At 66.1% G+C, this 20,116-nt stretch carries 17 protein-coding genes; 9 read left to right on the top strand and 8 right to left on the bottom strand.

The features are described from left to right. The first annotated feature begins 3 nt into the window (after positions 1-3). From AC6UUM_RS08025 to AC6UUM_RS08005, 5 genes are all read left to right on the top strand, one after another. A complete protein-coding gene (locus AC6UUM_RS08025; protein WP_500804801.1) occupies positions 4-930 on the top strand; it encodes a bifunctional riboflavin kinase/FAD synthetase in 927 nt (308 codons plus the stop codon). Between the two features lie 185 nt (positions 931-1,115). Next, on the top strand, positions 1,116-4,178 hold the full coding sequence (locus AC6UUM_RS08020) for an isoleucine--tRNA ligase (protein ID WP_500804800.1): 3,063 nt from the start codon (positions 1,116-1,118) through the stop codon (positions 4,176-4,178). Further along, a complete protein-coding gene (gene lspA / locus AC6UUM_RS08015; protein ID WP_500804799.1) occupies positions 4,171-4,662 on the top strand; it encodes a signal peptidase II in 492 nt (163 codons plus the stop codon). Before AC6UUM_RS08020 ends, lspA begins: the two co-directional genes overlap by 8 nt. After that, positions 4,655-5,080 carry a DUF3035 domain-containing protein gene (locus AC6UUM_RS08010; protein ID WP_500804798.1) on the top strand — a complete coding sequence of 142 codons (426 nt, stop codon included), beginning with the start codon at positions 4,655-4,657 and terminating at the stop codon, positions 5,078-5,080. Before lspA ends, AC6UUM_RS08010 begins: the two co-directional genes overlap by 8 nt. A 35-nt stretch (positions 5,081-5,115) precedes the next feature. Continuing rightward, positions 5,116-5,490 (top strand): tRNA-binding protein, encoded by a 375-nt coding sequence (locus AC6UUM_RS08005; protein WP_500804797.1) that lies wholly within the window; start codon positions 5,116-5,118, stop codon positions 5,488-5,490. Between the two features lie 13 nt (positions 5,491-5,503). Here AC6UUM_RS08005 and AC6UUM_RS08000 read toward each other — a convergent pair whose 3' ends face one another. The 5 genes from AC6UUM_RS08000 to AC6UUM_RS07980 form a co-directional block, all read right to left on the bottom strand. Further along, positions 5,504-6,241, bottom strand: coding sequence for a PEPxxWA-CTERM sorting domain-containing protein (locus AC6UUM_RS08000; protein WP_500804796.1), 738 nt, complete (start codon positions 6,239-6,241; stop codon positions 5,504-5,506). A 115-nt stretch (positions 6,242-6,356) separates the two neighbouring features. Beyond that, complete coding sequence (gene aroC / locus AC6UUM_RS07995) at positions 6,357-7,427, bottom strand: chorismate synthase (protein ID WP_500804795.1); 1,071 nt, start codon at positions 7,425-7,427, stop codon at positions 6,357-6,359. Continuing rightward, positions 7,424-8,218, bottom strand: coding sequence for an enoyl-ACP reductase FabI (gene fabI, locus AC6UUM_RS07990; RefSeq protein ID WP_500804794.1), 795 nt, complete (start codon positions 8,216-8,218; stop codon positions 7,424-7,426). Before fabI ends, aroC begins: the two co-directional genes overlap by 4 nt. A 43-nt stretch (positions 8,219-8,261) precedes the next feature. Beyond that, on the bottom strand, positions 8,262-9,137 hold the full coding sequence (locus AC6UUM_RS07985; protein WP_500804793.1) for a YihY/virulence factor BrkB family protein: 876 nt from the start codon (positions 9,135-9,137) through the stop codon (positions 8,262-8,264). Then, positions 9,137-10,063, bottom strand: coding sequence for a DnaJ C-terminal domain-containing protein (locus AC6UUM_RS07980; RefSeq protein ID WP_500804792.1), 927 nt, complete (start codon positions 10,061-10,063; stop codon positions 9,137-9,139). Before AC6UUM_RS07980 ends, AC6UUM_RS07985 begins: the two co-directional genes overlap by 1 nt. A 139-nt stretch (positions 10,064-10,202) precedes the next feature. Between AC6UUM_RS07980 and AC6UUM_RS07975 the strand changes: the two genes are divergently transcribed. Together AC6UUM_RS07975 and ypfJ are read left to right on the top strand one after the other, a co-directional pair. Further along, positions 10,203-11,129 (top strand): S1/P1 nuclease, encoded by a 927-nt coding sequence (locus AC6UUM_RS07975; protein WP_500804791.1) that lies wholly within the window; start codon positions 10,203-10,205, stop codon positions 11,127-11,129. Between the two features lie 9 nt (positions 11,130-11,138). Beyond that, positions 11,139-12,023 carry a KPN_02809 family neutral zinc metallopeptidase gene (gene ypfJ / locus AC6UUM_RS07970; RefSeq protein WP_500804790.1) on the top strand — a complete coding sequence of 295 codons (885 nt, stop codon included), beginning with the start codon at positions 11,139-11,141 and terminating at the stop codon, positions 12,021-12,023. Positions 12,024-12,067: 44 nt separating this feature from the next. Here ypfJ and AC6UUM_RS07965 read toward each other — a convergent pair whose 3' ends face one another. The 3 genes from AC6UUM_RS07965 to AC6UUM_RS07955 all read right to left on the bottom strand — a co-directional run bounded on the left by AC6UUM_RS07965 (position 12,068) and on the right by AC6UUM_RS07955 (position 13,881). Continuing rightward, positions 12,068-12,634 carry a hypothetical protein gene (locus AC6UUM_RS07965; RefSeq protein WP_500804789.1) on the bottom strand — a complete coding sequence of 189 codons (567 nt, stop codon included), beginning with the start codon at positions 12,632-12,634 and terminating at the stop codon, positions 12,068-12,070. Positions 12,635-12,685: 51 nt separating this feature from the next. Continuing rightward, on the bottom strand, positions 12,686-13,618 hold the full coding sequence (locus AC6UUM_RS07960) for a DUF808 domain-containing protein (RefSeq protein WP_500804788.1): 933 nt from the start codon (positions 13,616-13,618) through the stop codon (positions 12,686-12,688). Positions 13,619-13,689: 71 nt separating this feature from the next. Then, positions 13,690-13,881 (bottom strand): hypothetical protein, encoded by a 192-nt coding sequence (locus AC6UUM_RS07955; protein WP_500804787.1) that lies wholly within the window; start codon positions 13,879-13,881, stop codon positions 13,690-13,692. 73 nt (positions 13,882-13,954) lie between these two features. Between AC6UUM_RS07955 and AC6UUM_RS07950 the strand changes: the two genes are divergently transcribed. After that, the gene (locus AC6UUM_RS07950; RefSeq protein WP_500804786.1) at positions 13,955-15,928 is read left to right on the top strand and encodes an autotransporter assembly complex protein TamA; all 1,974 of its coding nucleotides are present in this window, start codon (positions 13,955-13,957) and stop codon (positions 15,926-15,928) included. Beyond that, positions 15,928-20,097, top strand: a complete 4,170-nt coding sequence (locus AC6UUM_RS07945) for a translocation/assembly module TamB domain-containing protein (RefSeq protein ID WP_500804785.1) — start codon at positions 15,928-15,930, stop codon at positions 20,095-20,097. The genes AC6UUM_RS07950 and AC6UUM_RS07945 overlap by 1 nt, the downstream gene beginning before the upstream one ends. Positions 20,098-20,116 lie beyond the last annotated feature (19 nt).

The following is a 20,116-nucleotide window of genomic DNA, read 5'->3' as shown; positions in this document are numbered from 1 at the left end:
GCCATGGACCTGATCACCGGGGGCGCCGCCCTGCCTGGCGCTTTGCGTGGCGGCATCGTGGCGCTGGGCAATTTCGATGGCTTTCACGCCGGCCACCAGGCGGTTGTCGGCGCGGCGCGCGATTGGGCGCACAAATTGGGTCGGCCGGCGCTGGTCGCCAGCTTCGATCCGCACCCGGCGCGGCTGTTCCAGCCCGCGACGCCGCCTTTCGCACTTTCCACCATCGCACAGCGCGCGCGCTGGCTTGATCTGTTCGGCATGGACGGCGCCGTGGTGATGCCCTTCGATCGCGCGCTCGCCGCCTTGTCGGCCGAAGAGTTCGTTCAGCAATGGCTGTTCACCCGGCTGGGCGTTGCCGGCGTGGTGACCGGCGCTGATTTCACCTTTGGCAAGAGCCGCCAGGGCGATGTGGGCGACCTCGCCCGGCTGGGGCTGGCCAATGGCTATGCCGCGCGCGTCGTCGATGCCGTGCGCGACGATGCCGGCATCATCAGCAGCACCCGCATCCGCGCCGCGTTGCGCGAGCGCCAGCCGGGCGTGGCCGCCGCGATGCTGACGCGGCCGTTCACCATTCAGGGCGTGGTGGAGCACGGCGCCAAGCTGGGCCGCACCATCGGCTTTCCCACCGCCAACATGAGCTTAAGCGATTATGTGCGGCCGGCTTACGGCGTTTATGCGGTGCAGGTGATCCTGCCCGATGGCACGCGGGTGCCCGGCGTGGCCAATCTGGGCATCCGCCCGATGATCGAGCCACCGTTGGAGCTGCTGGAAACCTGGCTGATCGATTGGAACGGCGATTTGTACGGCCAGGTGCTGCGGGTGGAGTTGATCGCCTATCTTCGCCCTGAGCTGAAGCTCGATGGGCTGGAGGCGTTGCAGGCGCAGATCGCGGCCGACGTGGTGGCCGCGCGGAAGATATTGCGGCCATAATCACCTCTCCCCTTGCGGGAGAGGTCGGACTCGGCGCAGCCGAGCCGGTAGAGGGGTGACGCCCTCAGACACCGCAGGCGCACCCCCTCTCCCGGGCCGCGCTTCGCGCGTCTCTCGACCTCTCCCCTTGGGGGAGAGGTGAAGGCGTGACACAACCGCCCCCATCCCCTAAAGCCGCGAACACCATGACCACCGATTATCGCTCCACCGTCTTCCTGCCGAAAACCGACTTTCCGATGAAAGCCGGCCTGCCGGAGCGCGAGCCGCAGATTCTGGCGAAATGGCAGGCCGCCGACCTGTATGCGCAACTGCGCGCGAACCGGCAGGGCCGGCCGAAGTTCATCTTCCACGATGGCCCGCCCTACGCCAATGGCGACATGCACATCGGTCATGCGCTGAACCATATCCTGAAGGATGCGGTGGTGCGCACGCAGACGCTGCTGGGCAAGGATGCGCCTTATGTGCCCGGCTGGGATTGCCACGGCCTGCCGATCGAATGGAAGGTTGAAGAGGCGTATCGCGCCAAGAAGCTGAACAAGGACGCGGTGCCGGCGGTGGAGTTCCGCGCCGAATGCCGCGCCTATGCCCAGCATTGGGTGGATGTGCAGGCCGGGCAGCTGCAGCGGCTGGGCATCAATGCTGATTGGGCAAAGCCCTATCTGACCATGGACTTCCAGGCGGAAGCCACCATCGTGTCGGAACTGCTGAAATTCGCGGAGCGCGGCCAGATCTATCGCGGCGCCAAGCCGGTGATGTGGTCCCCGGTGGAAAAGACCGCACTGGCCGATGCCGAGGTGGAATATCACGATATCACCTCGACGCAGATCGATGTGGCCTTCGAGATTGTGGAAGCGCCGAACGCGCCGGAGTTGGTGGGCGCCTATGCCGTCATCTGGACGACGACGCCGTGGACGATCCCGGTGAACCAGGGGATCGCGTATGGGCCGGACGTTGAGTATGTGCTTGTCACCCTCAATGTCGATGCGCATGGCGAACGTGATGGGCTTCAAAAGCTCATCGCTGAAAATCCGAGCCTCGATCTGCTGGCTGACGACCGTAAGGTCCTGATCGCAAAACCGCTTCTCGAACAGTTCGGTCAACGTCTGTCCGCCTACCTCAAGGCGGCGTCTGGATCGGCTGATTTCCAGCTGTCCGACTTCGATTTTGGCAACGGCCAATTTGACGTGCATCAAGCACCAACCATAAAGGGCGCGCAATTGGCCGGTGCCATCGCCCGCCACCCCATGCGCCATCTCGGCGGCTTCTTCACCCGTCCCCGCCCGTTCCTGCCCGGCGATTTCGTTACCACCGATCAGGGCACCGGCCTGGTCCATATGGCGCCCGATCATGGCGAGGATGATTTCGCGCTGTGCAAGGCGCATGGCATCAATCCGGTGTTCGCGGTGGAAGGCGATGGCCGTTACCGCGTCGATTGGCTTTGGCTGGGCGGTGAGGCGAAGAATGTCATCAATCCGGCGTTGAATGCGCCGGAGGGGCCGATCTGCACGGCGCTGAAGGAAGCTGGCGCGTTGCTGAGCGCCGGGCCGTTTAGCCACAGCTATCCGCATTCGTGGCGGTCGAAGAAGAAGGTGATTTTCCGCTGCACGCCGCAATGGTTCGTGCCGATGGATGCGCCCTTGCCCGGTTCACCTCTCCCCTTGGGGGAGAGGTCGAGAGACGGCGAAGCCGGCCCGGGAGAGGGGCCTGGCGCTGATGCTGCCACAGACGCGCACCCCTCTCCCGCCGCGCTGGCGCGCGAGTCGACCTCTCCCCCAGGGGGAGAGGTGAAGACGCTGCGCCAGACAGCCCTCGCCGCCCTGGCCGCCACGCAATTCACCCCGGAAAAGGGGCGCAACCGCATCGGCGCGATGGTGGAGGGCCGCCCGGATTGGGTGCTCAGCCGGCAGCGTGCCTGGGGGGTGCCGATCACCTTGTTCGTCAACCGGAAAACCGGCGAATATCTGGTTGATCCCGCCATCAACGAAAAGATCATCGCCCGCTTCCGCGAACAGGGTGTCGATGCCTGGACGCCAGAATTTGCGCAGGAACTGCTCGGCGACCGCGCCGACGAATACGAACAGATCACCGACATTCTCGATGTGTGGTTCGACAGCGGCTGCACCCATGCGTTCGTGCTCGAATCCGGGCGCTGGCCGGAAATGCAATGGCCGGCGGACCTGTATCTGGAAGGCAGCGATCAGCATCGCGGCTGGTTCCAGTCCAGCCTGCTGGAAAGCTGCGGCACGCGTGGGCGGGCGCCGTACAACGCCATCCTCACCCACGGCTTCACCATGGACGCCAGTGGGCGCAAGATGTCGAAGTCGGAAGGCAATGTCATCAACCCGCTCGACATCATGAAGGTGTATGGCGCGGACATCTTGCGGCTGTGGGCGCTCAGCGTCGATTTCACCGAGGATCACCGCATCGGCGATGAAATCCTCAAAGGCGTGGCGGACCAGTATCGCAAATTGCGCAACACCTTCCGCTATTTGCTGGGCGCGCTTGAGGGCTGGGATGAAGCGGAGCGCTTGCCCGCCGATCAGATGCCGGCGCTGGAACGCTGGGTGCTGCACCGCCTCGCCGTGCTGTCGGATGAACTGCGCAGCGCGGCGACCGCCTATGATTTCAACCGCTACACCACGCTGATCGCCGAATTCGTGCAGAATGATCTGTCGGCCTTCGCGATGGATGTGCGCAAGGACAGTCTCTATTGCGACGCGCCGGATGCGCCCACCCGCCGCGCCTGGCGCACGGTGCTGGATATCAGCTTCAACGCGCTGACCCGCTGGCTGGCGCCAGTGCTGGTGTTCACGGCCGAGGAAGTGTGGGGCACGCGCTACCCGGATGCGGGCAGCGTGCATCTGCTCGATTGGCCCGACATTTATGCCGGCTGGCGCGATGATGCGCTGGATGGCCAGTTCACATTGGTCCGCAAGTTGCGCGAGGAAGCCTATCTGAAATTGGAAGAACTGCGCCGCGCCAAGACCATCGGCAGCTTCATGGAAGCGCGCATCGACATCACCACCACCCACGACACCCGCATCGTCGCGCTGGCCGGCCTCGATCTCGCCGAACTGCTGCTGGTGTCGGAGGTGACGCTCAGCCACGGCGGCGAAGAGATGCTGACCGTCGCCAAGGCCGATCTGCCGAAATGCGCGCGCTGCTGGCGGCATCTGCCCGATGTGGCTGAGGAAACGCAGCTGTGCGGGCGCTGTGATGCGGTGATCCCAAAGGCTGAACATGCCTAACCGCGGCTATATCCTCGCCGCCATCGTGCTGATCCTCGATCAGATCAGCAAATATTGGGTGCTGAACATCATTCGCCTGCCGGAAATCGGCGGCATCGATCTGCTGCCCTTCTTCCGGCTGACGTTCGTCGGCAATATCGGCGTGTCGATGGGCCTGCTGGCGGCGGATTCGGATCTGGCGCGCTGGCTGCTTACCGCCGCCACGGCCGGGATCGCGCTGGCGGTTGCCATTTGGCTGCGACGCGAAAAGAACGCGGTGGACATCATCGCGCTCGGCCTGGTGCTGGGCGGCGCGTTCGGCAACATCATCGATCGGGTGCGGTTCGGCTACGTCGTCGATTTCCTGCATTTCTTCTGGGAAGCGCATAGTTTCTATGTCTTCAATCTTGCCGACAGTGCGATTACACTCGGTGTGATCCTGCTGCTGGCGCGCGCCCTGTTTGCGTCAACCGATACCAACGATGGGAAAGCCCGCGATGCGTAACCTGATTGTTCTGGGCCTGCTGGCCGTTTCGCTCACTGCTTGTGGTGGCAAGGGCAACCGCCTCACCGGGCGCGGCCCTGACGAGCTGGCCATTGCCCGTTCCGCGCCACTGGTGGTGCCGCCGGATTATGCGCTGGCGCCGCCCACCCCTGGCGCACCGCGCGCCCTGGGCGTCGATTCCCAGGCCGCCGCGATGGAGGCGCTGTTCGGCCCCGGCGTGAAGCCGCCGCCGCGCAGCCAGGCCGAACAGCAATTGCTCGACCGCGCTGGCGCCAATAACGGCGATCCCGCCATCCGCAGCCAGGCCGGCGATCCACGCACCAGCGCGGTGAACAAGGGCGTGTTCCTGGCCGAAGTGCTGGCCGCGCCGGTGGGCTCGCGTGATCCCAAGCTGGCCAGCGTGACGCTGCCGAACTGAGCGGCAAACCGGCCGACCGAGCGGAAGCCCGCGCCATGAGCCACGTCCTCCACCCCGCCGATGCCCCGCCGGAACCGCTGATCGGCTTTGACGATTGGTTGAAGGCGGATGTGCGGGTGGGAACAATTGTGGAGGCCCTGCCCTTCCCGGAGGCGCGCAAGCCATCGTACAAGCTGATCATCGATTTCGGCGGCACCATCGGCCGGCGCAAATCGAGCGCGCAGATCACCCGCCATTATGGCCTGGCGGATTTGCCCGGCCGGCAGGTGATGGCAGTGGTGAATTTCCCGCCGCGGCAGATCGGCAAATATATGTCGGAAGTCCTCACCCTGGGCGTGCCGGATGCGGACGGCGAGGTGGTTTTGCTGCACCCGAGCCAGCCGGTGCCCAATGGCGGGCGGCTGTTCTAAAAACGATTGGGCGTCACGCTGCCAGTGTTTGGGCCAGTGTTTGGCCCAGCGCTTGCCGGCGTCGGGCGCGCAGCGATGCGGCGACGAGGCCAAAGCCCATCACCATCAACAACCAGCTGGCCGGTTCCGGTATAGCGCCTGTGGTCATGGACACTGGCGTCACGGCGCCATAGCCGCTGATCTGCGCGCCCGGATTGTTGGCAAGGAAAGCAGCGCTCAAGGCAACGGTGGGATCAACCTGCGCATAGGCAAAGCCATTGGCATGTTCATTCTGAGCAAAGGCAGACATCGTAATGGTGCCGAAGGCCGTGCCGTTGATGACGCTGAAAACGGGGAAAACAAAGGGCTCGTCCACGATGCTGAAGGCACCGCAGCCGCTTTGATCAAGGTTGCTGCATATATATTGATGCCCGATTGACGATCCGCCCTGGATGCCCACCTCGGCACTGTAAAATCCGGTGTCAGAACCGGACAGAAAACCGGCTGACGTATAGGTACCGGAGATAAAAAGAACCCCATGTGGGCCGGGCGGCAAAGGCTCAACAATGCCGGACACTTCGAAATTGTAGAAGAGATAGGAGGAGGCCTTGCCGCCCGCAGAACCGGCGATGACAACGGGCCCAGCGATGATCTTTGCGGTGCCGACACCTTCGATGACCGAGGCATCGCCGGCGGAGGGCGGTGCGGCGGCGAGAACCGCTGTTGAAAAGCCAGCTGCCAACAGTGCGGCCGCGATGCTGATACGGTTCATAAGCCCCCCCGAAGAATCGCAAAATAGTGCAATTCACTATATTGCTATCCGGGACACTTCTCTCCGTAAAGACATTGACAATATTTAATCGGTTTGCTGGAAATCGCCGGTTCTGTCAGCCGCCAACCTGCCCCCGGTGCAGCAGGAACGCATCGGCCAGCACCAGCGCCACCATCGCTTCCAGCACCGGCGCGGCGCGGATGCCGACGCACGGATCATGGCGGCCCTTGGTGACGATTTCGGCGGCCTGGCCATCCGCCGTGATCGTCTCCACCGGGGTCATGATGGAGCTGGTGGGTTTCAGCGCCATGCGCACCACGATGGGCTGGCCGGTGGAAATGCCGCCCGCGATGCCGCCGGCGTGATTGGACAGGAATTGCGGGCCGTCGGTTCCGGGGCGCATCGCATCGGCATTTTCCTCGCCGCGCAGGCGCGCGGCGGCAAAGCCATCGCCGATTTCCACGGCCTTCACGGCATTGATGCTCATCGCCGCGCTGGCGAGCTGCGCGTCCAACTTGTGGTAGAGCGGACTGCCCCAGCCGGCCGGCACTCGGCAAGCCACGCATTCGACGATGGCGCCCAGGGATGAGCCGGATTTGCGTGCGGCATCGAGGGTTTCGGCCCAGATTGCCGCCGTTTCAGCATCCGGGCACCAGAAGGGATTGTTTGCGATCTCCGCCGGATCAAAGCGGCTGCGATCGATGGCGATGCCTCCGATTTCCACCAGATAGGCGGTGATGCTCACATACGGAATGATCTTTCGCGCTACCGCGCCCGCTGCCACTCGGCTGGCGGTTTCGCGCGCCGACGATCGCCCGCCGCCGCGCGGATCGCGGTGGCCATATTTGGCATCATAGGCATAATCGGCGTGGCCCGGCCGATATTTGGCGGCGACCTCGCTGTAATCCTTCGAACGTTGATCGACATTCTGGATGGTCAGGCTGATCGGCGTGCCAGTGGTGCGGCCTTCGTAAACACCCGAAAGGATGCGCACTTCATCCGGTTCCTGGCGCTGGGTGGTGAATTTCGATTGGCCAGGGCGGCGCTTGTCGAGGAACGGCTGGATATCGGTTTCGGCCAGGGCGATGCCGGGCGGGCAGCCATCCACGACCGCGCCGATCGCCGGCCCGTGGCTTTCGCCCCAAGTGGTGAAGCGCAGCAGATGGCCGAATGTGTTGAGACTCACTTTTCCAACCCGATATCCGGTGCGTCCTCGGCCTTCATGCCGATCACGTTATAACCGGCATCGACATGATGGATCTCGCCGGTCACGCCGGACGCGAGGCCGGACAGCAGATAGAGCCCGGCGCCGCCGACATCCTCGATCGTCACGTTGCGGCGCAGCGGGCTATTATATTCGTTCCATTTCATGATGTAGCGGAAATCGCCAATGCCGCTGGCGGCGAGCGTCTTGATCGGGCCGGCGGAAATGGCGTTCACCCGCACATTCTGCGGCCCCAGATCCATTGCCAGATATTTCACGCTGGTTTCCAGCGCAGCCTTGGCCACGCCCATCACATTGTAATGCGGGATGACCTTTTCGGCGCCGTAATAGCTCAAGGTGAGCAGCGAACCGCCTTCGGGCATCATCGCCGCCGCGCGCTGCGCCACCGCGGTGAAGCTGTAAACCGACACATTCATGGTCAGCAGGAAATTGTCGAGGCTGGTATCGACATAGCGCCCGCGCAGTTCATTCTTGTCGGAAAAGCCGATGGCGTGGACGAGGAAATCGATCGTCGGCCAATCGGCCGCCAGCGCCGCGAAGCAGGCATCCATGCTGTCCACGCTCGCCACATCGCATTCGAACAGGCGTGCCACGCCCAATTGTTCGGCGAGCGGGCGCACGCGCTTTTCCATCATCGGGCCCTGATAGCTGAACGCCAGTTCGGCGCCCTGTTCGGCCAAGGCCTTGGCAATGCCCCAGGCCAGGCTCTTGTCGTTGGCCAGGCCCATGATCAGGCCGCGCTTGCCGGTCATGATCCCCATATAACTCTCTCCGATCCAATCGTTATGCAGCGGCTTAGTCCGAAACTTCGGCCGTTTCCAGCCACGCCCGGCCCACCGCGGCATTCACCTGCGCGCCCAGCACCAGCCCCAGCCCGATGATGTAGAAATACAACAGCGCAATGATCACCCCGGCCAGGCTGCCATAGGTCATGTCATAGCCGCCGAGCAGGCTGAGCGCGACCGGCAGGGTAAGCGTCGTAATCGTCCAGGCCAGCGTGGTGGCCAGCGCGCCCGGCCAGCTGGCCGCAAGGCGGAATTTGCGCGGGCACAATTGATTGAACAACGCCCACAGCGCCAGGAACAGCAGCACCGCCGGCACCACGCGCTGCAACCCCAGCATCGGAAACACATCGGCCGCCACCGGCATCAGATTGAACACGAAGGTTTCGGCGCCGGTCACCACCACTTGCGCAGCAAAGGCGATCAGCAGGATCAGCACCAGGCCCAGTACCTCGGCCAGCCCGACCAGCCGCCAGCGCCAGAACGGCATCGACGACGTGGTGCCATAGGCCTGGCTGACCATGGTGCGCAGCGTCACCAGCACACCCGATGATGTCCACAGCGCCACGATCACGCCAAAGGTGATCACCCCGCTGCTGGCCGGCGCGGTGACCACGACGCGCACCGTTGGCCCGATCAGATCAGCGACGCCTGGTGGCAGGGCTTGCAGAAACGCCTCCACCGCCGCCAGGCCTTCGCGGGTGCGGCCCAGCGTGCCGGCAACCGATGCCAGCAGGATAACAAAGGGAAACAGCGTCACCAGGCTGAGATAGGCCAGATTGCCGGCGTGGGTGAAACCGTTCTGAAACGTGCCATTGACGGCATCGATCGCAATGCGCCGGAGCGGCCAGCGGGCCCGCCAGGACCGGGCTGGCACCACAGCTGCCATCAAAGATCGAACGTCGCGCGCGGATTGCGGCTGTCAATGAAGTTTGCAGCGAACGCCTGCAACGCTTCATGGTCGGCCGGGATGTCAATCATCACCGTTACCAATTGATCGCCGCGCGAGCCATCGATGCGGCGAAATCCCCGGCCCTTCAGGCGGAACATCTTGCCCGATGTGGTGCCGGCCGGGATGGTGAGCGTCACGCTGCCCTCGGCGGTCGGCATGCGCACCTTGGCGCCGAGCACCGCTTCGTCAAGCCGGAGCGGCATGATCAGCCGCACATCATCGCCTTCGCGTTCCAGCACAGGGTGGTGGGCGATTTCGATGGTGACGATGGCATCGCCGGGGCCGCCGGGGCCAGGCTCGCCCTTGCCGGCCAGCCGCATCTGTTTGCCGGATTCCAGCCCGGCCGGCAGCTTGATCTCGATGGTCTGGCCACTGCGCAAGGTCACGCGCTGCGGCGCCAGTTGCACGGCATCGTTGAACGGCACCGTCAGCCGATAGGCGACATCCGGCCCGCGCACCTGGGTGCGAAAACCGCGCCCGCCGCTGCCAAAGCCGCTGCGCCCACCGAACAATTCGGCAAACAGATCATCCGCCCCGGCAGCAAAATCACCTTCGCTGCGATTGCCGCCAAAGCCGCCGCCAAAGCCACCACCGGATCCGGCGCCAAAGCCGCCACCACCGCCGGCGAATGGATTGCGCGGCTGGCCATCGGCGCCGATTTCGCCGCGATCAAATTGGCTGCGTTTTTGTTCGTCCGACAAGAGTTCATAGGCGCCGTTGGCTTCCTTGAAACGTTCCAGTGCTTGCGGATTGTTGGCGTGGCGATCGGGGTGATTGTCCTTGGCGATGCGCCGGAAAGCCTTCTTGATGTCAGCTTCGCTGGCGGTCTTGGGCACGCCGAGCACGAGATAAGGATCACGCATGGAAACTTCCGAAGTTTTGGCCGAAGGATGATCGGGTCGTCACGGTACAGATGTGCGGGCCGGATGCGGCATTGCAAGCCCCCCATAGCGACACTGCGCCTGTCTCGCCAGCGTAACGCACTTGCGCCATGCGGTGGGCATGATTCGCCGCGCCCACATCGTCCGTCTGTTGCTGCCGCTGTTGTTGCTGCTGGAGATGTTTGCGGGGGGCCCGGCCCAGGCCTGGGGCGGCTATGCCCACCGCCTGACCGCCAGCATCGCCTTTGCCGAGCTGTCACCCGCCGCGCGCAGCCAGATCCGCGCGCTGCTGCGCGCCGCGCCGGCGCTCAACACGCCAAGCTGTGCGCTGGCCAGTATCGAGGATGCATCGGTATGGCCGGATTGCGTGCGTGGCTTGCCCGATGGACGCTTCGCCACTTCGGCGGCCTGGCATTATCAGAATATCAGCGTATGCGCGGATTTCGACATCAACGCCAAATGCCCGAACGGCGATTGCGTGACGGCGCAAATCCCCCGCCAGCAGGCCATCTTGGCCGATCGCAGCCGCCCGGCCGCCGAACGATTGCAGGCGCTGGCCTTTCTGGTGCATTTCGTCGGCGATCTGCACCAGCCGCTGCACATGGGCGACCGCGGTGATCTGGGCGGCAACCAGGTGCGCGCCGCCTATGGTGCCAAGGCGCCCGACCGCATGAACCTGCACCGCATCTGGGACACCGAAATGGCCGAACGCGCGCTGACCGAACCGCCGGCGATCACGCCCGGCCGCATCACGCCCGCGCAGCGCCGCGCCTGGACTGCCGGCCCGGCCGATACCGCCGGCAAGGTGGCGATCTGGGCCCAGGAATCCTGGGCGATTTCGCGCAACATCGCTTATCCGGCGTTGCTTGATTATCCCGACACCTGCCCGATTCCGGCCGACTCCCGTCCTCGTGATGCGCGCGGCACCGTCACCGCGGCCTATATCACCGCTGCCACGCCGCCGCTGCGCAATCAGGTGGCCAAGGCTGGCGTGCGCATCGCTCTGCTCGTCGAAGCGGCGCTGGCCAGCCCGGCGGCACCGCGATAGGGTGCGGGCATGAACCTGGATGACGAGGAAGAGAGCAGCAACATCATCGATCGCCGCGGCGAAGGCGGCGGTGGCGGCGGCCTGCCCTTCGGCATCGGTGGCGGCGGCATGGGGCTGGGCACCATTGTCGTGGTGGTGGTGCTGGGGCTGATCTTCGGGGTCAACCCGCTGCAATTGCTGGGCGGCGCTGGTGGCGGCGGGGTTGGCGGCGCCGATGTGGGGCAGCCGCAGGTCGCACGGCCGGCGGCGGCGCTGAACGGCGAGCATGACCGCTTCATCGCGCGGGTGCTGGGCACAACCGAACGCACCTGGGGCGCCCTGTTTCCCGAACAGGTCGGCCAGCCTTATCCAGCGCCGGTATTGACGCTTTTCGAAGGCCAGGTGCAATCGGGCTGCGGCCCGGCCGACAGCGGCATGGGGCCGTTTTACTGCCCGGCGGACCGGCGGGTCTATCTTGATGCGGCGTTCTTCAACGATCTGTCACAGCGCCTCGGCGCGCCCGGCGATTTTGCCGCGGCCTATGTGATCGCCCATGAAGTCGGCCATCATATCCAGACCGTGCTCGGCATTTCGGATCAGGTGCAGAAGGCGCGGCGCGCCGCTGGTGAAGCGCAGGGCAATGCGCTGTCGGTGCGGCAGGAATTGCAGGCCGATTGCCTGGCCGGCGTGTGGGCGCACCACAACAAGGATCTGCTGGAGGCCGGCGACATCGAGGAAGGCCTGCGCGCGGCGCAAGCCATCGGCGATGACCGGTTGCAACAACAGGCCGGCGGCCACGTCAGCCCGGAAAGCTTCACCCACGGCACATCGGCGCAGCGCATGCGCTGGCTGCAACGCGGGCTGACATCGGGGCAGATGGACAGTTGCGATACGTTCGCGGCGCGGAATCTTTAGGGCGCAACCTCCTTCCCCGTTGCGGGGAGGGCGTTGACTTCAAATCAGTTCTTCTCGTCGCGGATGGTGATCTGGCCGGTGGCGGTGCCGCTGGGGCCATCGCGCAGCGCCATCACCAGCGGTTCGCCATCTTCCGTGGTGGTTGACAGGGTGTTGCCCGATCGCCGCACGCTGCGACCCTTGTCGGCAAAGGCCTTTTCATACCAATCGGCCACCGTGTCGGCCCGGCCCGGCGCGGTGAAGCCCAATTGCACGCGGGCGCGGGCCTTGTCGTCCGTGCCAAAGGCCTTCACATCCACCCCGGTCAGCTTGGCGCCGGGATAGCGGCCAACCCCGTCCAGATCGAACTTGCTGTCGCCGTCCAGCCCTTCGGGCAGCCTGATGCGGCCTTCGATGCCGCCGGGCAGCTTCAGCGCCATCTCGCCGCTGTCGGTATCGGCATGGAATTGCACGGCAGCATCGACAGGGACGCTGTCTGATTTCGCTTCGGCATCGCTGTCGGTCGCAAAATCCGCCGTGATCGCCACCGGCTCCGTCGTGTCGGCCTTGCGGGCTTCGCAGGCGGCGACGGCAACGCCGCACAGCAGAATGGCGATCAGCGCGTCTCTCATGGTCAAAGCTCCTGTGTATTGCAGAACCAATACACGTATCGGCCGACAGGGTCAATGCGCCGGCTTGGCGCCGCGCTTTGGCAGGGCGTGCAGTATCGCCACGATCACCGCGCCCAGCGCCAGCCCGAACAGGCCGGAACCGCCAGCCTCCGCCAGCCAGGTCACGGCGCCGCCGGCCCCTTCCACGGCGTGCATGCCGGCGTGCAACAGATCGTGCGGCGGCGTGATGCCGAACTTGTTCAGGCCATCGATGACGATATGGCCGCCCACCCACAGCATAGCCGCCAGCCCGATCCAGCCGAGCAGAGCCAGGAACGGCGGCATGCCCTTCACCAGGCCGCGGCCCAGCGCCGCCAGAGCGCCATTGCGGCTGCGCGCCAGCCAGACACCGAAATCATCGGCCTTCACGATCAGCGCCACCGCGCCATAGACCATCACCGTGATGCCCACCGCGACGGCGACCAGCGCGACGGCCTGCTCGCCGATGGGCTTGTCCTCCACGGTGCCCAGCGCGATCGCCATGATCTCGCCGGACAGGATCAGATCGGTGCGGATCGCGCCCGACACCATGGATATTTCGCGCTGCGCCGCATCCATGCCGACGCCATCGTCGCCGGCATCTTCGTGCGGGCTGAATTTTTCCCACAATTTTTCCGCGCCTTCGAAACACAGGAAGGCGCCGCCGGCCATCAGCAATGGCGTGATCGCTTGCGGAAGGAAATAGGACAGCGCCAACGCGCCGGGCAGCAGGATGAGCAATTTGTTCTTCAAGCTGCCGCGCGCGATCTTGGCGACGATGGGAATTTCCCGGTCCGCGCTGAAGCCCACGACATAGCGCGGGGTGACGGCGGCATCATCGATCACCACGCCGGCCGCTTTGCTCGATGCCTTCACCGCCGCAGCGGCCGTGTCATCCAGGCTGGCCGCTGCCACCTTGGCGATCGCCGCGACATCATCGAGCAGTGCAAACAAGCCACCGGCCATGTGCAAAAATCCCTCAACCCGTCATTCCGGCAGAGCCCCCGCCCCGGGAACCCTTCACCTTCACGCGCGGTTCACCGCTTGTCCAGCACGCCCAAGCCAAATGCCAGCACCACGCCCACGCCCAGGCCAACCATCAGACCCAGCGATGGTTCACCCGCCGCCATGCCGAACCCGGCGCCCAGCACCAGGCCCAGCGCAATGAACACGCCGCCACCGCGCTGTGGCGGACGAACGGAAGGCGGAGGATCGAACTTGGCAGACATGGCGATGCCCATGCACCAGCGCGCGGATTCTCGCCAGTGGCTTGGCCGCCACACATCGGCTAACACATGGGTTGTGCGTGTTGTCCTGACCCTGCTTGCCGCCAGCGGCCTGTTTGGCGCTGCTGTCCAAGCACAGCCCCAGCCGCAGCCTGCGCCCCCATCGGAAACCGCACCCGTCGATGCCGGCGATCCCATCCCGGCCCCGGATGCACCGCTGCCCGATCTGCCCGGCGGCGATGCCGTGGCGTGGCCCGATGTCGCATCCACCACCAGCGCCGAACCCGAAGCCGCCACCGCCGCCATCCGATACCGCATCGAGGAAGAAGGCCTGAGTGCACTGGGCCTGGATGACGAGTTCCGCGCGCTGTCCAGCCTGTATCGGCAGCGCGGCGAGGATACCAATCTGGCGCAACTGTCGCGCCGCATCACCGAGGATCGCGATCTGGCCGAGCTGCTGCTGCGCTCCATCGGCCATTATGGCAGCACGGTGAAGACCAGCGTCACCCCGCCCGCCGCCGGCCAGCGAGACAGCGTGGTGACGATCCGCGTGGAGCCGGGGCCGCTTTACAGCTTTGCCGACATCCGCATCCTCCCGCCGGACGGCGTGGCGCAAGCCGCCGATCCTGCCCGCATCGTCACCCGCCTGCTGCCGATCCGCGTTGGCGATGCGGTGGAGGCGGCGCGCGTGCAATCGGCGCAGGATGCGCTGCCCACCCGCCTGGCCGACGCCGGCTATCCCTTCCCGCGCATCGCGGCGCCCGATATCGTCATCGATCACGCCAGCCGCGATGCCACGCTCACCCAGCGTATCGATCTGGGCCGGCGCGGCGTGTTCGGCACCATCCGCAGCGACAATGCGGTGAAGGGCATGGACAATGACCATATCGGCTTGCTCAGCCGCTTCAAGACCGGGGATCGCTACAGCAACGCCGGCCGCGAGGATCTGCGCCGCGCGCTGGTGCAGACCGGCCTGTTCGGCGCCATCGCCGTCAAGGCCGTCCAAGGTCCGGTGCTGGAGGATGGCCGCCAGGCGGTCGATCTGGAGATCAGCAGCGAAGCCGCGCCGCCGCGCACCATCGCGCTGTCGGGCGGTTATTCCACCGGCCAGGGCGTGCGGCTGGAAGGCAGCTGGACGCACCGCAACCTGTTTCCGCCCGAAGGCGCCTTCACCGCCCGCGCCGTCGCCGCCGAGCGCGAACAGGTGGCCCAGCTGGAACTGCGCAAGCGCAATTTCGGCCAGCGTGACCGGCAATTGCTGGTCAGCGGCGGCTTCACCGCCAGCCAACAGTTCGCTTTTGCTGCCGAAACCCTGGGGATCACCGCCGCACTGGCCCGCGAATCGAACATCATCTGGCAGAAGGACTGGACCTGGAGCCTCGGCGCACAAGCGTTGATCACCAGCCAGCGCGACCGATCCGTGCCCGGCGATCCGCGCCGCACCTTCACGGTGGCCGCGCTGCCGATGAGCGTGACCTGGGACAAATCCGACGATCTGCTCAATCCGTCGCGCGGCTTTCGTCTGACCGGACGCATGTCGCCGGAAATCACCCTGCGCGACGGCAGCAATTTCAATTATGTGAAGGCGCAGTTCGAAACCACCGCCTACCAGCCGTTCGGCGATCTGGTGGTTGCGGCGCGCTTCCACATCGGCAGCATCGTCGGCGCCAGCCGCGGCGTGATCGCGCCGGACCGGCGTTTCTATGCCGGCGGCGGCGGATCAGTACGCGGCTATGTGTTCCAGGGCGTCGGCCCGCGCAATGCCGACAATGTGCCCACCGGCGGCAACAGCGTCACCGAACTGGCCGTGGAAGGCCGCTACCGCTTCCAGGCCTGGGGCCAGGATTTGGGTGTCGCCGCCTTCATCGATGCCGGCGAAGTCTCCACCGGCACTACGCCGGCCTTTGATCGCTTGTCACTGGGCGCCGGCATCGGCGCGCGTTTCTATACCGGCTTCGGCCCGGTGCGCATCGATATCGCCACGCCGTTGAATCCCCAATCTGGCGATCCACGCGTGGTGTTCTACGTCTCCATCGGGCAGGCCTTCTGATGGCGGCGAAGCGCACCCGCAGAAGCTGGCTGTGGCTGCTCCCGGTGCTGCTGCTGGCGTTGATCGCAGCGCTGCCGTTCGCGCTCGACACGCCGCCAGGCCGCGCGCTGCTGGTGCGGCAGATTCCCGGCATCAGCCTCGAAAGCGGCCTGTATTTCCGGGTGGAGCGCATCGATGGCAGCCTGTGGAACAAGGCCACGCTGATCGGCATCACCGCCCATGATCCCAAGGGCCAGTTCGCCAGCATCGATCGGCTGGCGCTGGATTGGCAGCCGCTGCAACTGCTGAAAAAGCGCTTCGTCGCCCGCGCGGTGCGTGCCGGCACGGCGCGCATCACCCGCTGGCCCGAACTGTTGCCAACCAAAGACCCGCGGCTGCTGCCGGATCAGGATATCGCAATTGCCGCGCTGTCGATTGGCCGGCTGGAACTGGCCGAAGGCCTTGCCGGCAAGGCGCGCGCGCTCACCGCCGGGGGCCGCATCGATATTGCCACCGGGCGGGCGCAAGTGGCGCTGCTGGCGCGCATGCTCGATGGCAGCGGCGGCGACTCGCTCGATCTGCTGCTCGATGCCGAACCGGATCGGGACCGGTTCAAGCTGGAGGCCAGGCTGAATGCGCCGGCTGGTGGCCTGGTCACGACGCTGGCCCGCCTGAAGGGCCCATTGGCGGTCAGCGCCGATGGCAATGGCCGCTGGCTGCGCTGGGACGGCCGCATCGCCGCCACTATGGGCACGGCGCGCACGGCGCTCATCGATCTGGCACTGGCGGCGCGCGACGGCACGATCAGCGCGGACGGCCGCATCGATCCGGCGCAATTGCTGGCCGGTGATGCCGCGGCGCTGCTGCAGGGCGGCCTGTCCCTCACGGCGCAGGTGGCGCCGGCTGCCGATGATCTGCAAACCCGCCTGTCCGTCGCAGGCACCGCCATCACCGCCAGCGCCAGCGGCCGCATCAATCGCGCCAGCGAGCAATTGACCGATACCACCGCCCGCTTGGCTCTGGCCGACAGTGCCGCCATGGCGCGCGATCTCGGCATCGCCGGCGCGGTGCTCACCGCGAAGGCAGCCGGGCCGTTGCTGGCGCCGCTGATCGATGCGCGGCTGCTGCTGAAACGCCTCGCGGTGGGCGGCAAGGACGGCGTCGTGCTGGACAATGTCAGCGCCGCCGGCATCGCCGATCTGAACGATCAGCCGCTGCGCCTGCCGGTGCAGGTGACGGTCGGCAGCGTATCCGGCCTGCCCGCCACACTGGCGCCGATCGCCGGCGGCTGGCGCGGCGATGGGCAGTTGCGCTGGGCCAATGGCCAGATTCAGGTGCAGGCCCTGCGCGCCAACAGTGGCCCATTGCAGTTGACCGGCAGTGCCGCCTACCGCACGGCCACCGGCCTTTGGGCCACCAATCTGATCGGCACGGCGCGCGGCTGGGTGCTGCCGCAGATCGGCAGCAGCGATGTGAACGTAACCGCCGCGCTGCAATCCGGGCCTGCTGGCCGCAGTGTGATCGGCAGTGGCAGCCTGCGCCTCACCGCCGCCAACATCCCGGCCGGCAGCATCGCCGATCTGGCCGGCGGCCCGGCAGCGCTGACCGGGCGCTTCACCCTCGCCCCAGGCCTGGTGGTCAGCCTCGCTGATCTGGCACTCACTGCGCCGCAGTTGACGGCAAAAGGCAGCGCCGGCTGGCAACCCGGTGGCAACATAAGCCTGGCCGCCACCGGCCAGAGCCGCGATTGGGGGCCGTTTACCGTGGCGGCACGCGGGACGTTGAGCGCGCCGCAGATCAATGCGCAACTGCCCCGGCCCGGCTATGGCCTTACCGCTGTCCGCGCGCAGCTCAACCGCACCGGCGGCGTCTGGCAGATCGACGCGAGCGGCCAATCGGCGCTGGGGCCGGTCACGCTGGCCGCCGGCCTCGGCCTCGATCCGCGCGTTACCCTGGATGTCGGGCGGCTGGAGGCCGCAGGCTTCGTGGCGCGCGGGCAATTGGCGCAATCATCGGCGGGGCCGTTCGTTGGCACGCTGTCGCTTGCCGGCAAGGGCCTTGATGGCAGTGCCGTGCTGGCCGCGGAGAACGGCGTGCAGACCGCGGCGCTGAAACTGGCCGGCAGCAACGTCAGCCTTGCCGCCACCACCCCGATCAGCATCGAGAAGCTCGCCCTGTCCGGCCGGCTGGTGCTTGCCCCGGATGGCGCTGACCTTGCCGGCGATCTGGCGCTGTCCGGCCTCGAACGCGGCTCGCTGCAGATCGACAACGCCACCGGCAGCGTCAAACTGGTCGATGGCCGCGGGAGCGCGCGGCTCGATATCGCCGGCAACAGCGGCGAAGCGTTCAAGCTCGGCTTCACCGCGCAAATCGCGCCGGGGCTTTATCAGGTGGCTGGCGGCGGCGAGTATGCCGGGCGGGAGGCGAAGCTGGCCGGCCCGGCAGTGATCACCAACGATGCCGCCGGCTGGCATCTGGCGCCCGTCACCCTCACCAGCGCACTCGGCAGTGCCGATGTGTCCGGCGATTGGGGCGATGCCAGGCGCTTCGATGCCCGGCTGGACAAGGTCTCGCTGCAGATGCTGGGCATTGCCTATCCCACGCTCAATCTTGGTGGCCGGGTTTCCGGCACGCTGGCGTTGCGGCTGGCAGAAGGCGGCGTGCCGCTGGGCACCGCGGCGCTGCGCCTCAATGGCCTGTCGCGCAGCACGGTCGCCGCCACCTCTACGCCGATCGATGTCGGGTTGAACGCCGCACTGGGTGCCGACGGCACCGTGCTGCGCGCCGTCATCGTGCGCGGCGGCAAGATCGAAGGCCGCGCCCAGGCAAGGCTGGGCCCCCTGCCCGCCAACACGCTCGATGCCGAAGGCGCCAACACCACCGATCTGGTGCCGCGCCTGTTCGCCGCCAGCGTCACCGGCCAATTGCGCTATGCCGGCCCAGCGCAGGATTTCTGGGGGCTTTCGGGGCTCACCGCGCTCGATGTGCGGGGCAATGTGCAATTGGCAGCCGATGTTTCCGGCACGCTCGGCAATCCGCAGGTGGCGGGCCGTATGCTGGCGCGTGAGGCGCGCGTGGAAGTGCCGGTGCTGGGCGCGGTCGCCACCAGGGCCAGCCTGGATGCGCGCTTCACGGCGTCCGTGCTCGAACTCACGCGCTTTTCCGGCACTTCGGGGAACGGCAGCATCACCGGATCGGGCAAGATCGATCTCAGCTATGAACGCGGCTTCCCGCTCGATATCCGCCTGGCCCTGAAGGATGCCGCCCTGTTGGGCCGCGACGATATCACCGCCACCGGCAGCGGCACCATCCGGATCGCCACCGACGAATATGGCGGCGTCGTTTCCGGCCCGATCAAGTTGTCGCGTGCCGAATATCGCATCGGCCGCACCGGCGCTGCCGATGTGCCGGTGCTGGCGGTGACCGAAAAGAACACCCGTCTGCTCGGCCGCCGGGTCATGCAATATGTCGCGCCGACACGCTGGCTGTACAATCTCAACATCACTGCCGATCGCAGCCTGAAGGTCACCGGCATGGGCATCAACAGCGAATGGCAGGCCGATGTGCGGCTGCGCGGCGGCGCCACTGCGCCCGAAGTGTTCGGCCGGGTGCAACTGGTGCGCGGCGATTATGATTTTGCCGGCAAACGCTTTCAGCTGACCCGTGGTGACATCCGCTTCCTGGGCGGCAACCCGCCCGATCCGATCATTGCCGTGGCGGCCGAAAACAGTGGCAATGGTTTTTCGGCGCTGCTCAATATCGACGGCACGGCGCAGCGCCCGCAGATCAAGTTCAGCTCCGTGCCGGCCCTGCCCGAAGACGAGGTGCTGTCCCGCGTGCTGTTCGGCACCAGCGTCACCGATCTCTCCGCCCCCGAAGCCATCCAGCTCGCCGGCGCGCTGACCAGCTTGCGCGGTGGCAACGGCTTCAACCCCATTGGCGCCGTCAGCCGCGGCCTCGGCATCGATCGCCTGCGCATCCTGCCAGCCGATGTGGCCATGGGCCGCAAAACCACTTTTGCCGCCGGGCAATATCTCGGCCGCAATGTCTATGTGGAAGTGGCGACGGACGCCGGCGGCTACACCGCCACCAGCATCGAAATCGGTCTGACGCGGTCCTTGTCGGTGCTGAGCAGCGTCGCAACACTGGGCGGCACCAGCGCCTCGGTGCGGTGGAAGCGGGATTATTGAAACCGACCGCGCAAGGCAG

This window comes from Sandarakinorhabdus sp., from assembly GCF_987265915.1.
Note: the sequence above shows the minus strand (reverse complement) of the source record. Positions and strands in the feature narration are given on the sequence as shown.